Here is a 13502-nt window from a genome sequence, read left to right as displayed (position 1 = left end):
CTCCAGGCAGGTCTCCGGAACACCCTGACACCAGGAGCCACCCAGCGTTTACTACCGCGTCAATTAACACTGGATGTTGCTTGTTTGGTGACGGTTAAAGTCTGCCACGCGTTGTGATTAGACTCCGCCTCAGGTCCGGAGGAAGCAAAATAAAAAAGAGCTGTGTGGGCAAAACCGTGAAAAAACAAAGACCTGTCAACTTGGATCTCTCGACGATCCGGTTTCCCGTTACTGCAATATCATCCATTCTTCACCGCGTCTCCGGCGTAATCACCCTGGTTGCCATTGGCATCCTGCTGTGGCTACTCGGTCTCTCTCTCTCCTCTTCTGAAGGTTTCCAGCACGCTGCGTCCATTATGGATGGCTTCTTCGCGAAGTTTATCATGTGGGGCATCTTAACGGCGCTGGCCTATCACGCGGTGAGCGGGATTCGTCATATGTTGATGGATTTTGGTTATCTGGCTGAAACGCTGCAGGTCGGTAAGCGCTCAGCACATATAACTTTTGTGATCACTGTCGTGCTGGCAATTCTGGCGGGAGTCCTCGTATGGTAAGCAATGCATCCGCATTGGGTCGCAACGGCATTCAGGACTGGCTGCTGCTGCGCGCAACTGCAATTCTCATTACGCTCTACATCGTCTACATCCTCGGTTTCGTGGTGATGACAGACACGCTGACGTATGACCTGTGGCGTGGCTTCTTCGCCTCCGCCTTCACCAAAGTGTTCACGCTGCTGACGCTCTTCTCCATTCTGATCCACGGCTGGATCGGGATGTGGCAGGTGTTAACAGACTACGTTAAATCGCTGCCAACCCGTTTGTTGCTGCAGTTTGTGATTGTCGTGGCGCTGTTGTGGTATGCGATTTATGGCTTTGTTGTGGTGTGGGGTGTGTAAATGAGTTTGCCAATCAGAGAGTTTGATGCCGTGGTGATCGGCGCAGGTGGCGCAGGAATGCGCGCCGCACTGCAAATCTCCCAGGGCGGCCAGAGCTGTGCCCTGTTATCCAAAGTTTTCCCGACCCGTTCCCACACGGTATCTGCGCAGGGCGGTATCACCGTTGCGCTGGGTAATACCCACGAAGATAACTGGGAATGGCATATGTACGACACCGTCAAAGGTTCCGACTATATCGGTGACCAGGACGCGATTGAATATATGTGCAAAACCGGCCCGGAAGCGATTCTGGAGCTGGAGCATATGGGCCTGCCATTCTCCCGTCTGGAAGATGGCCGTGTTTATCAGCGTCCGTTTGGTGGTCAGTCGAAAAACTTCGGCGGCGAGCAGGCGGCACGTACGGCGGCGGCCGCTGACCGTACCGGTCACGCCCTGCTGCATACGCTCTATCAGCAGAACCTGAAAAACAAAACCACCATCTTCTCGGAGTGGTACGCGCTGGATCTGGTGAAAAACGCCGATGGCGCGGTAGTGGGTTGTACCGCTATCTGCATCGAAACCGGCGAAACCGTCTACTTCAAAGCGAAGGCGACCATTCTGGCGACCGGCGGTGCAGGCCGTATCTATCAGTCCACCACCAACGCCCACATCAACACCGGTGACGGTGTCGGTATGGCGCTGCGCGCAGGCGTGCCGGTGCAGGATATGGAGATGTGGCAGTTCCACCCAACCGGCATCGCGGGTGCGGGTGTGCTGGTCACGGAAGGCTGCCGTGGTGAAGGGGGCTACCTGCTGAACAAACATGGCGAGCGCTTCATGGAGCGTTATGCGCCAAACGCCAAAGACCTGGCGGGCCGCGACGTGGTTGCGCGTTCGATGATGATTGAAATCCGTGAAGGTCGCGGCTGTGACGGTCCGTGGGGCCCGCACATCAAACTGAAACTCGATCATCTGGGTAAAGAGGTGCTGGAATCGCGTCTGCCGGGTATCCTGGAGCTGTCGCGCACCTTTGCTCACGCCGATCCGATCAAAGAGCCTATCCCGGTTATCCCGACCTGCCACTACATGATGGGCGGCATTCCGACCAAAGTAACCGGTCAGGCGCTGCGCGTGAACGAGCAGGGCGAAGATGTGGTGATTCCTGGCCTGTTCGCCGTCGGCGAAATCGCCTGTGTTTCGGTGCACGGAGCCAACCGTCTGGGTGGTAACTCCCTGCTGGACCTGGTGGTCTTTGGCCGCGCGGCGGGTCTGCATCTGCTGGAGAGCATCCAGGAGCAGGGCGACCTGCGGGATGCGACCGAAGATGAAATCGCCGTGGCGATGGAGCGTTTCAACCGCTGGGAAAACAACACCACCGGTGAAGACCCGGTTGAGATTCGCAAAGCGCTGCAACGCTGCATGCAGAACAACTTCTCGGTCTTCCGTGAAGGTGATGCGATGGCACAGGGTCTGGAAGAGCTGAAAGAGATTCGCCAGCGCCTGAAGTCAGCGCGTCTGGATGACCGCTCACCCGATTTCAACACCCAGCGTATTGAGTGCCTGGAGCTGGATAACCTGATGGAGACGGCCTTTGCCACGGCGGTCGCGGCTAACTACCGCACCGAGAGCCGCGGTGCGCACAGTCGCTTCGACTTCCCGGATCGTGATGATGAAAACTGGCTGTGCCACAGTCTTTATGTCCCGGAAACCGAAAGCATGACGCGCCGTGAGGTGAACATGCAGCCGAAACTGCGCGCGGCCTTCCCGCCGAAAGTGCGCACCTACTAATTCCGGAGACGACGATGAGACTCGAGTTTTCAATTTATCGCTACAATCCAGACGTCGACGACAAACCGCGTATGCAGGATTACACGCTGGAATCGGAAGATGGTCGTGACATGATGCTGCTGGATGCGCTGATCCGCCTGAAAGAGAAAGATCCGACCCTGGCCTTCCGTCGCTCCTGCCGTGAAGGTGTCTGCGGCTCTGACGGCCTCAACATGAACGGTAAAAACGGTCTGGCCTGCATCACGCCGGTATCGGCACTGGGCAACGGAAAACAGAAAATTGTTATCCGTCCGCTGCCGGGCTTACCGGTCGTGCGTGACCTGGTAGTAGACATGAGCCAGTTTTATGCACAATATGAGAAAATTAAGCCTTTCCTGTTGAATAATGGGGAAAATCCGCCTGCACGTGAACATCTGCAGTCACCGGATGAGCGTGAACATCTGGATGGCCTGTACGAATGTATTCTCTGTGCCTGCTGCTCAACCTCCTGCCCGTCATTCTGGTGGAATCCGGAGAAGTTTATTGGTCCAGCCGGTCTGCTGGCCGCATACCGCTTCCTGATTGACAGCCGCGACACTGAAACCGAGTCGCGCCTCGACAATCTGAATGATGCTTTCAGCGTATTCCGCTGTCACAGCATTATGAACTGTGTGAGCGTATGCCCGAAAGGGCTCAACCCGACGCGCGCCATCGGCCATATCAAGTCGATGCTGCTGCAGCGCGGTGCATGATGTGTACTTGCCGGGAACCTCAGGTTCCCGGTGTTTTACGGAAGCCTCTGTAAGCGCGGTGATGACCACGTTTACAAAGGTTCCCTTACGGGCCACGCGCGCTGCGCAGAGTGCTCGTATCGCTGAACTCACTACGGCAAACCGCGAAAGCGGCAACAAATGAAACCTCAAAAAAGCATAGCAATGCTTAAGGGATCACAATGCAGAACAGCGCGATGAAACCCTGGCTGGACTCTTCCTGGCTGGCCGGCGCGAATCAGTCTTACATAGAGCAGCTCTATGAGGATTTCCTGACCGATCCTGACTCTGTCGATGCAGTGTGGCGCTCGATGTTCCAGCAGTTACCGGGCACCGGAATGAAACCTGAGCAGTTTCACTCCACCACACGTGAGTACTTCCGTCGCCTGGCGAAAGACGCATCTCGTTACACCTCATCTCTCTCCGATCCGGAAACCAACTCCAAGCAAGTGAAAGTGTTGCAGCTGATTAACGCGTTCCGTTTTCGCGGTCATCAGCACGCCAACCTCGATCCGCTTGGCCTGTGGAAACAGGACCGGGTGGCCGATCTTGATCCCGCTTTTCACGATCTGACCGAGGCCGATTTTCAGGAAAGCTTTAACGTCGGCTCTTTTGCCATCGGCAAAGAGACCATGAAGCTGGCCGATCTCTTCGAGGCGCTGACCCAGACTTACTGCGGCTCGATTGGTGCGGAATATATGCACATCAACAACACCGATGAGAAACGCTGGATCCAGCAGCGTCTTGAGTCCGTGGCGGGCCGTGCAGCCTTCAGTAACGAAGAGAAAAAAGGTTTCCTGAAAGAGCTGACCGCCGCAGAAGGGCTGGAGAAATATCTGGGAGCGAAATTCCCGGGTGCGAAACGCTTCTCGCTGGAAGGTGGCGACGCGCTGATTCCGATGCTGCGCGAAATGATCCGTCATGCCGGTAAGAGCGGAACCCGTGAAGTGGTGCTGGGTATGGCGCACCGCGGCCGTCTCAACGTGCTGATCAACGTGCTGGGTAAAAAGCCGCAGGATCTGTTCGACGAGTTCGCCGGTAAGCACAAAGAGCATCTGGGCACCGGTGACGTGAAGTACCACATGGGCTTCTCCTCTGACGTGGAAACGGAAGGCGGCCTGGTGCATCTGGCGCTGGCGTTTAACCCGTCGCATCTGGAGATCGTCAGCCCGGTGGTGATGGGCTCGGTTCGTGCCCGTCTCGATCGCCTTGATGAGCCAGCCAGCAATAAAGTCTTACCGATCACCATTCACGGTGATGCGGCCGTCATTGGTCAGGGCGTGGTTCAGGAAACCCTGAACATGTCTCAGGCGCGCGGTTATGAAGTGGGTGGCACGGTTCGTATCGTGATCAACAACCAGGTGGGCTTTACCACCTCTAACCCGAAAGATGCGCGCTCTACGCCATACTGCACCGACATCGGCAAAATGGTGCTGGCGCCGATCTTCCACGTCAACGCTGACGACCCGGAAGCGGTGGCCTTTGTTACCCGTCTGGCACTCGACTACCGCAACACCTTTAAGCGTGATGTGTTTATCGATCTGGTCTGCTATCGCCGTCATGGTCACAACGAGGCGGATGAGCCAAGTGCGACCCAGCCGCTGATGTACCAGAAAATCAAAAAACACCCGACGCCACGCAAAATCTACGCTGACCGTCTAGAAGGTGAAGCCGTTGCCACGCAGGAAGATGCGACCGAGATGGTCAATCTTTACCGTGACGCGCTGGATGCGGGCGAGTGTGTGGTGCCGGAATGGCGTCCGATGAGCCTGCACTCCTTTACCTGGTCGCCTTACCTGAACCATGAGTGGGATGAGCCTTATCCGGCGCAGGTTGAGCTGAAACGACTGAAGGAGCTGGCGCTGCGTATCAGCCAGGTGCCTGAAGAGGTGGAAGTTCAGTCGCGTGTCGCCAAGATCTACAACGATCGTCGCCTGATGGCCGAAGGTGAAAAAGCCTTCGACTGGGGCGGGGCAGAGAACCTGGCCTACGCCACACTGGTCGATGAAGGCATTCCGGTGCGCCTGTCGGGCGAAGATACCGGTCGCGGCACCTTCTTCCACCGTCACGCTGTTATTCATAACCAGGCGAATGGCTCTACCTACACCCCGCTGCACCATGTGCACAGTGGTCAGGGCCAGTTTAAAGTCTGGGACTCCGTGCTGTCCGAAGAGGCGGTGCTGGCCTTTGAATATGGCTACGCAACGGCTGAACCGCGCATCCTAACCATCTGGGAAGCGCAGTTTGGTGACTTCGCCAACGGCGCACAGGTGGTTATCGATCAGTTCATCAGCTCCGGTGAGCAGAAATGGGGCCGCATGTGTGGTCTGGTGATGCTGCTGCCGCACGGCTATGAAGGTCAGGGGCCAGAGCACTCCTCTGCGCGTCTGGAGCGTTATCTGCAACTCTGCGCTGAGCAGAACATGCAGGTCTGCGTGCCTTCAACCCCGGCGCAGGTTTACCACATGCTGCGTCGTCAGGCGCTGCGCGGTATGCGTCGTCCGCTGATTGTGATGTCACCGAAATCACTGCTGCGTCATCCGCTGGCGATCTCAACGCTGGATGAACTGGCAAACGGCAGTTTCCAGCCGGCGATTGGTGAAATTGACGATCTCGATCCGCAGGGCGTGAAACGCGTCGTGCTCTGTTCCGGTAAAGTCTATTACGACCTGCTGGAGCAGCGTCGTAAAAACGAGCAGACCGATGTGGCCATCGTGCGCATCGAGCAGCTCTATCCTTTCCCGCATCAGGCGGTACAGGAAGCATTAAAAGCGTATTCTCACGTGCAGGATTTTGTCTGGTGTCAGGAAGAGCCGCTGAATCAGGGCGCCTGGTATTGCAGCCAGCATCACTTCCGTGAAGTTGTGCCGTTTGGCGCGACCTTACGTTATGCAGGCCGCCCGGCATCCGCCTCACCGGCCGTGGGTTACATGTCCGTACACCAACAACAGCAGCAAGACCTGGTTAATGACGCGCTGAACGTTAATTAATTAAAAGGAAAGATAATGAGTAGCGTAGATATTCTCGTTCCCGACCTGCCTGAATCGGTTGCCGATGCCTCAGTGGCAACCTGGCACAAAAAACCAGGCGATGCCGTCACTCGCGATGAAGTGCTGGTTGAAATCGAAACCGACAAAGTGGTGCTGGAAGTGCCTGCGGCGGCTGACGGTATCCTGGAAGCCGTGCTGGAAGAAGAGGGCGCCACCGTCACTTCACGCCAGATCCTGGGCCGCCTGAAAGAGGGCAACAGCGCCGGTAAAGAGACCAGCGCGAAGTCTGAAAGCAAAGAGTCGACTCCGGCTCAGCGTCAGACCGCGTCGCTGGAAGAAGAGAGCAACGATGCGCTCAGCCCGGCTATCCGCCGTCTGATTGCTGAGCACAACCTGGATGCCTCGCAGATCAAAGGCAGCGGTGTGGGCGGACGTCTGACCCGTGAAGATGTTGAAAAACATCTTGCCAGCAAGCCGCAGGATACTAAAGCTGCCGCACCGGCCGCTGAAGCCGCAGCCGCGCCGCAGCCGATCGCAAATCGCAGCGAAAAACGCGTGCCGATGACCCGTCTGCGTAAGCGTGTTGCTGAGCGTCTGCTGGAAGCGAAAAACAGCACCGCGATGCTGACCACCTTCAACGAAATCAACATGAAGCCCATCATGGATCTGCGCAAGCAGTATGGTGAAGCTTTTGAGAAGCGTCACGGTGTGCGTCTGGGCTTCATGTCCTTCTACCTGAAAGCGGTGGTTGAAGCGCTGAAACGCTATCCGGAAGTGAACGCCTCTATCGATGGCGAAGATGTGGTTTACCACAACTACTTCGACGTCAGCATTGCGGTCTCCACGCCGCGCGGTCTGGTGACGCCAGTGCTGCGTGACGTCGATGCGCTGAGCATGGCGGACATCGAGAAGAAAATTAAAGAGCTGGCCGTGAAAGGCCGTGACGGTAAGCTGACGGTTGAGGATCTGACCGGCGGTAACTTTACCATCACCAACGGCGGCGTCTTTGGTTCACTCATGTCTACGCCGATCATCAACCCACCGCAGAGCGCCATTCTGGGCATGCACGCTATCAAAGATCGCCCGATGGCGGTCAATGGTCAGGTTGTGGTGCTGCCAATGATGTATCTGGCGCTCTCCTACGACCATCGCCTGATCGATGGCCGTGAATCTGTGGGTTATCTGGTTGCAGTGAAAGAGATGCTGGAAGATCCAGCACGTCTGCTGCTGGATGTCTGATTTTCACCGGGCGCACCTTCGCGTGCGCCCAACCTCATTACTCTTTTCAGACCTGAATGGATAGAACATCATGAACTTACACGAATACCAGGCGAAACAGCTGTTTGCACGGTATGGCATGCCGGCACCAACGGGTTACGCCTGTACTACACCACGTGAAGCGGAAGAAGCAGCCTCTAAAATTGGCGCAGGCCCGTGGGTAGTTAAATGTCAGGTTCATGCCGGTGGCCGCGGTAAAGCGGGCGGTGTGAAAGTGGTTAACAGCAAAGAAGATATCCGTGCTTTTGCTGAAAACTGGCTGGGCAAACGCCTGGTGACCTATCAGACAGATGCGAACGGCCAGCCGGTTAACCAGATTCTGGTTGAAGCTGCGACCGACATCGACCAGGAACTCTACCTGGGTGCGGTGGTGGATCGTGCTACCCGTCGTGTGATTTTCATGGCCTCAACCGAAGGCGGCGTGGAAATCGAAAAAGTAGCGGAAGAGACTCCGCATCTGATCCACAAAATGGCGCTGGATCCGCTGACCGGTCCGCAGCCGTACCAGGGCCGCGAGCTGGCATTCAAACTCGGTCTGACCGGTAAGCTGGTCGGCCAGTTCACCAAGATCTTTATGGGTCTGGCGACACTGTTCCTGGAGCGCGATCTGGCGATGGTTGAGATCAACCCGCTGGTGATCACCAAGCAGGGCGACCTGATCTGCCTGGATGGCAAACTGGGTGCCGATGGCAATGCCCTGTTCCGCCAGCCAGAGCTGCGCGAAATGCGCGATCCAAGCCAGGAAGATCCCCGTGAAGCGCACGCGACACAGTGGGAACTGAACTATGTTGCGCTGGAAGGCAACATCGGCTGTATGGTTAACGGCGCAGGTCTGGCGATGGGCACCATGGACATCGTTAAGCACCACGGCGGCCAGCCAGCAAACTTCCTTGATGTCGGCGGCGGCGCAACCAAAGAGCGCGTAACCGAAGCCTTCAAAATCATCCTCTCTGACGATGCGGTGAAAGCCGTCTTCGTTAACATCTTCGGCGGTATCGTACGCTGTGACCTGATTGCCGACGGCATCATCGGCGCAGTTGCTGAAGTGGGTGTGAATGTGCCAGTGGTGGTACGTCTGGAAGGTAACAACGCCGAGCTGGGCGCCCAGAAACTGGCGGACAGCGGTCTGAACATCATTGCAGCAACCAGCCTGACAGACGCCGCACAGCGTGTTGTTGCTGCCGCGGAGGGTAAATAATGTCCATTCTGATCGACAAAAACACCAAAGTCATTTGCCAGGGTTTCACCGGTGGCCAGGGGACTTTCCATTCTGAACAGGCGCTGGCCTACGGTACCCAACTGGTTGGCGGCGTCACGCCAGGCAAAGGCGGCACGACTCACCTCGGCCTGCCGGTGTTCAACACCGTGCGCGAAGCGGTAGAAGCGACTGGCGCAACGGCAACCGTGATCTACGTTCCGGCACCGTTCTGCAAAGATGGCATCTTGGAAGCGATTGAAGCGGGCATCAAACTGATCATCACCATCACCGAAGGTATCCCGACGCTGGATATGCTGACCGTGAAGGTGAAGCTGGATGAAGCCGGCGTGCGGATGATCGGTCCAAACTGCCCGGGTGTTATCACCCCAGGCGAATGCAAAATCGGCATCATGCCGGGCCACATTCACCAGCCGGGCCGCGTGGGTATCGTCTCACGTTCCGGTACGCTGACCTATGAAGCGGTTAAGCAGACCACCGATATCGGTTACGGCCAGTCGACCTGTGTGGGTATCGGCGGCGACCCGATCCCGGGATCTAACTTCATCGACATCCTGAAACTGTTCCAGGATGACCCGCAGACGGAAGCGATCGTGATGATCGGTGAGATCGGCGGCAGCGCAGAAGAAGAAGCGGCAGCCTTCATCAAAGAGCACGTGACCAAGCCTGTCGTGGGTTACATCGCGGGTGTGACGGCGCCTAAAGGCAAACGTATGGGCCATGCGGGCGCCATCATTGCCGGTGGTAAAGGCACCGCTGATGAGAAGTTTGCGGCGCTGGAAGCGGCAGGCGTGAAGACCGTTCGCAGTCTGGCGGACATCGGTGACGCCGTGAAAGCAGTATTACCGGCTAAATAAGCCAGCGTCATCTGAGACTCAGCCACCTTCGGGTGGCTTTTTTTTGCGATTAACCCGGGGGAGAGGGCCGTCAGCGGAAAGGGAAACAGGCTGCATGATAATGGCGTCCGGGCGCCTGCCAGGTTAATGAATAATGGCAAACGTGATCTATTTTCTCACTCCTGATTTAAGTAATGACATCTTATTAACAAGAATCCTACCTGACCTTATCTGGAAACTTATTGCGTTATTCCAGATCAATTAATCGCGACTTATATCCAACTATTTCTCTGGCAAAGCGCAACGCTAAGGGCGTAAATTGCGCTGCATCAATCCAGCCTTTTACACACATTTTCAAACGTCTGCTCAACCCGGGATGACACCCGCTTTTCTCCTGTTATAGCACGCGTTAATGAAAGCGCGGATTGACAATTCAGAGCTGCTGCATGCGTGACTGACCTGTCCCGGCAGCTTACAGGCCGGGTCTGCGGGTAATAAAAAAACTGGAATCAATAAACAGTCGTTCCTGACCCCGATTACGTTCGCGATTCGCGCGCGCAATTGAGAGAAAGCGAGGAGCAAGGAGTCCTTATGTTAGATATCGTCGAGCTGTCGCGATTACAGTTTGCCTTAACGGCGATGTACCATTTTCTGTTCGTCCCTTTAACGCTGGGTATGGCGTTTCTGCTGGCGATTATGGAAACGGTCTATGTGCTGAGCGGCAAACAGATTTATAAAGATATGACGAAGTTCTGGGGCAAGTTATTTGGCATTAACTTTGCGCTGGGTGTGGCCACCGGACTGACGATGGAATTTCAGTTCGGCACTAACTGGTCCTATTACTCTCACTACGTCGGCGATATCTTCGGTGCGCCGCTCGCCATTGAAGGTCTGATGGCGTTCTTCCTGGAATCGACCTTTGTCGGCCTGTTCTTCTTTGGCTGGGATCGGCTGGGCAAAGTGCAACACATGGCGGTCACCTGGCTGGTGGCGCTGGGATCGAACATGTCGGCGCTCTGGATTCTGGTCGCCAACGGCTGGATGCAGAACCCGATCGCCTCTGAATTTAACTTCGAAACCATGCGTATGGAGATGGTCAGCTTCTCGCAGCTGGTGCTGAACCCGGTCGCGCAGGTCAAATTCGTGCACACCGTGGCGGCGGGTTATACCACCGGTGCGATGTTTATTCTCGGCATCAGCGCGTGGTACATGCTGAAAGGGCGTGATCTCGCCTTTGCAAAACGCTCGTTCGCCATTGCCGCCAGCTTTGGTATGGCTGCGGTGCTGTCAGTGATCCTGCTGGGCGATGAGTCCGGCTATGAAATGGGTGACGTGCAGAAAACCAAACTCGCCGCGATTGAAGCCGAGTGGGAGACCCAGCCGGCACCGGCTTCATTTACGCTGTTTGGTCTGCCGGATCAGGCGACTCAGGAGAACCGCTATGCGATTCAGATCCCCTGGCTGCTGGGCCTGATCGCCACCCGATCCACCGATACGCCCGTCACCGGCCTGAAAGATCTGATGGCACAGCATGAGGTGCGCATCCGCAACGGCATGAAGGCCTACACCCTGCTGAATGAGCTGCGCAGCGGCAGCCAGGATCCGGCAGTACGTGACGCCTTTAACAGTCACAAACAGGATCTCGGCTACGGTCTGCTGCTGAAACGCTATACCGACAACGTGGCGGATGCGACGGACGCGCAGATCAGGCAGGCGACGCAGGATTCCATCCCGCGTGTGGCACCACTTTACTTCGCGTTTCGCATCATGGTGCTGTGCGGCGTGCTGCTGCTGGCCATCATCACGCTTTCCTTCTGGAGCGTGATACGCAATCGCATCGGTAAGAACCGCGGGTTGCTGAAAGCGGCACTGCTGGGGATTCCGCTGCCGTGGATTGCGGTGGAATCAGGCTGGTTTGTCGCAGAGTATGGCCGTCAGCCCTGGGCCATCGGTGAAATTCTGCCGACGGCGGTGGCTAACTCCTCCCTGACCACAGGCGATCTGCTGTTCTCGATGATTCTGATCTGTGGCCTCTACACCCTGTTCCTGGTGGCTGAAATGTACCTGATGTTCAAATTCGCCCGCCTCGGGCCGAGCAGTCTGAAAACCGGGCGTTATCACCACGAGCAGATCACGGCAACCCCTCAGCCGGTACAGGGATAAGGAGAGCGACCATGTTTGATTACGAAGTTCTGCGCTTTGTCTGGTGGCTGTTGATTGGCGTGCTGCTGATCGGCTTTGCCGTCGCCGATGGTTTCGATATGGGCGTCGGTATGCTGACACGCATTCTGGGACGCTCCGATACCGAACGTCGCATCATGATTAACACCATCGCACCGCACTGGGACGGCAACCAGGTCTGGCTGATCACCGCCGGAGGGGCGCTGTTTGCCGCCTGGCCGATGGTCTACGCGGCCGCCTTTTCGGGCTTCTATGTGGCGATGATCCTCGTGCTTGCGTCGCTCTTCTTCCGTCCGGTCGGTTTCGACTACCGCTCAAAGATTGAAGACAACCGCTGGCGCGGTGCCTGGGACTGGGGCATTTTCATTGGCAGTTTTGTCCCGCCGCTGGTGATTGGCGTGGCGTTTGGCAACCTGTTACAGGGCGTGCCGTTCCATGCCGACGAGTATCTGCGTCTGTTCTACACCGGTAACTTCTTCCAGCTGCTGAATCCATTTGGTCTGCTGGCGGGAGTGGTCAGTGTGGCGATGATTCTGGCGCAGGGTGCGACCTATCTGCAGATGCGCACCACCGGTGAACTGCATCTGCGTTCACGCACCGCCGCCCAGCTTGCCGCGCTGGTGATGATGGTCTGCTTCATCCTGGCAGGTGTCTGGGTGAAATATGGCATTGATGGCTATGTGGTGACCAGCCCTCTGGATCACTTCGCCGCCTCCAACCCGCTGGGTAAAACCGTGGTGCGCGAAGCGGGAGCCTGGCTTGTGAATTTCCAGCAGCATCCTGTGCTGTGGCTGTTCCCGCTGCTGGGTGTGCTTCTGCCGCTGCTGACCATCTTCTGCTCACGGGTGGAGAAGGGGGCCTGGGCGTTCCTGTTCTCCTCGCTGACGCTGGCCTGCGTCATCATGACGGCGGGTATTGCGATGTTCCCGTTCATCATGCCGTCCAGCACCGTGCCGGGCACCAGCCTGACGATGTGGGACGCCACGTCCAGCCTGCTGACCCTGCAAACCATGACCATTGCCGCCGTTATCTTTGTGCCGATCATTCTCGCCTACACCACCTGGTGCTACTGGAAGATGTTTGGTCGTATCACCAAAGAGCATATTGAAAGCAACAGTCACTCACTCTACTGATTAAGGAGATGTCGCATGTGGTATTTTGCCTGGATTCTCGGCACTCTGCTGGCCTGTGCCTTTGGTATCATCACCGCGCTGGCGATTGAGCACATTGAAGCGCAGGATGAGTCTCACTGATGCGAACGCTGATTCGGATGCTGTATGATCTGATGGATAAGGGCCCGTTACGGGCCCTCTCTCTGCTGCTGGCACTGCTGACGGCGGGCGGGGTGATGTGGGATCCTGCACGCTTTGCCAATCAGGCAGGGGAGTTACCTGCGCTGCAGGCGCTGGTGCTGATCTGGGCGGTCTGCTGCGGGGTGATCCACGGCGTGGGTTTCCGGCCACGAAAAACCCGATGGCAGGCGCTGTTTACGCCGTTACCCGCCGTAGTGGTGTTAATGATTGCCCTTTACCGTTTTTACGTTTAGCCCCCGCCTTACCGGCGCTGTCAGTGAATATTTGTCAGCGTACG

At 56.7% G+C, this 13502-nt stretch carries 12 protein-coding genes; all 12 read left to right on the top strand.

The genetic code is table 11. The annotated features are described in order from the left end of the window. Nucleotides 1-164: 164 nt before the first annotated feature. The 12 genes from sdhC (at nt 165) to ybgE (ending at nt 13458) form a co-directional block, all read left to right on the top strand. Nucleotides 165-554: a succinate dehydrogenase cytochrome b556 subunit gene (gene sdhC, locus OJ965_RS15635; protein ID WP_265136921.1), complete on the top strand. Its 390-nt coding sequence runs from the start codon at nt 165-167 to the stop codon at nt 552-554. Then, the gene (gene sdhD, locus OJ965_RS15630) at nt 548-895 is read left to right on the top strand and encodes a succinate dehydrogenase membrane anchor subunit (protein ID WP_009091417.1); all 348 of its coding nucleotides are present in this window, start codon (nt 548-550) and stop codon (nt 893-895) included. The genes sdhC and sdhD overlap by 7 nt, the downstream gene beginning before the upstream one ends. After that, nucleotides 896-2662 (top strand): succinate dehydrogenase flavoprotein subunit, encoded by a 1767-nt coding sequence (sdhA, locus tag OJ965_RS15625; protein WP_009091415.1) that lies wholly within the window; start codon nt 896-898, stop codon nt 2660-2662. Between the two features lie 14 nt (nt 2663-2676). Next, a complete protein-coding gene (locus OJ965_RS15620) occupies nt 2677-3393 on the top strand; it encodes a succinate dehydrogenase iron-sulfur subunit (protein ID WP_009091413.1) in 717 nt (238 codons plus the stop codon). 200 nt (nt 3394-3593) lie between these two features. Beyond that, on the top strand, nt 3594-6401 hold the full coding sequence (gene sucA / locus OJ965_RS15615) for a 2-oxoglutarate dehydrogenase E1 component (RefSeq protein ID WP_009091412.1): 2808 nt from the start codon (nt 3594-3596) through the stop codon (nt 6399-6401). Nucleotides 6402-6416: 15 nt separating this feature from the next. Further along, complete coding sequence (gene odhB, locus OJ965_RS15610; protein WP_009091410.1) at nt 6417-7640, top strand: 2-oxoglutarate dehydrogenase complex dihydrolipoyllysine-residue succinyltransferase; 1224 nt, start codon at nt 6417-6419, stop codon at nt 7638-7640. A gap of 70 nt (nt 7641-7710) precedes the next feature. Then, nucleotides 7711-8877, top strand: coding sequence for an ADP-forming succinate--CoA ligase subunit beta (gene sucC / locus OJ965_RS15605; RefSeq protein WP_009091408.1), 1167 nt, complete (start codon nt 7711-7713; stop codon nt 8875-8877). Beyond that, nucleotides 8877-9752, top strand: coding sequence for a succinate--CoA ligase subunit alpha (gene sucD / locus OJ965_RS15600; RefSeq protein WP_009091407.1), 876 nt, complete (start codon nt 8877-8879; stop codon nt 9750-9752). Before sucC ends, sucD begins: the two co-directional genes overlap by 1 nt. 570 nt (nt 9753-10322) lie before the next feature. Continuing rightward, a complete protein-coding gene (cydA, locus tag OJ965_RS15595; protein WP_058956301.1) occupies nt 10323-11894 on the top strand; it encodes a cytochrome ubiquinol oxidase subunit I in 1572 nt (523 codons plus the stop codon). A gap of 11 nt (nt 11895-11905) precedes the next feature. After that, nucleotides 11906-13045: a cytochrome d ubiquinol oxidase subunit II gene (gene cydB, locus OJ965_RS15590; RefSeq protein ID WP_046101429.1), complete on the top strand. Its 1140-nt coding sequence runs from the start codon at nt 11906-11908 to the stop codon at nt 13043-13045. Between the two features lie 15 nt (nt 13046-13060). Beyond that, nucleotides 13061-13165, top strand: a complete 105-nt coding sequence (gene cydX, locus OJ965_RS15585) for a cytochrome bd-I oxidase subunit CydX (RefSeq protein WP_009091402.1) — start codon at nt 13061-13063, stop codon at nt 13163-13165. Beyond that, entirely contained in the window at nt 13165-13458 is a 294-nt protein-coding gene (gene ybgE, locus OJ965_RS15580; RefSeq protein ID WP_111207730.1) for a cyd operon protein YbgE, read from the top strand. Before cydX ends, ybgE begins: the two co-directional genes overlap by 1 nt. Nucleotides 13459-13502 lie beyond the last annotated feature (44 nt).

The sequence above is a fragment of the Pantoea anthophila genome (genome assembly GCF_026104315.1).
In the GTDB taxonomy this organism is placed as follows: Bacteria; Pseudomonadota; Gammaproteobacteria; order Enterobacterales; family Enterobacteriaceae; genus Pantoea; species Pantoea anthophila.
This window is presented reverse-complemented; position numbering and strand designations above follow the sequence as displayed.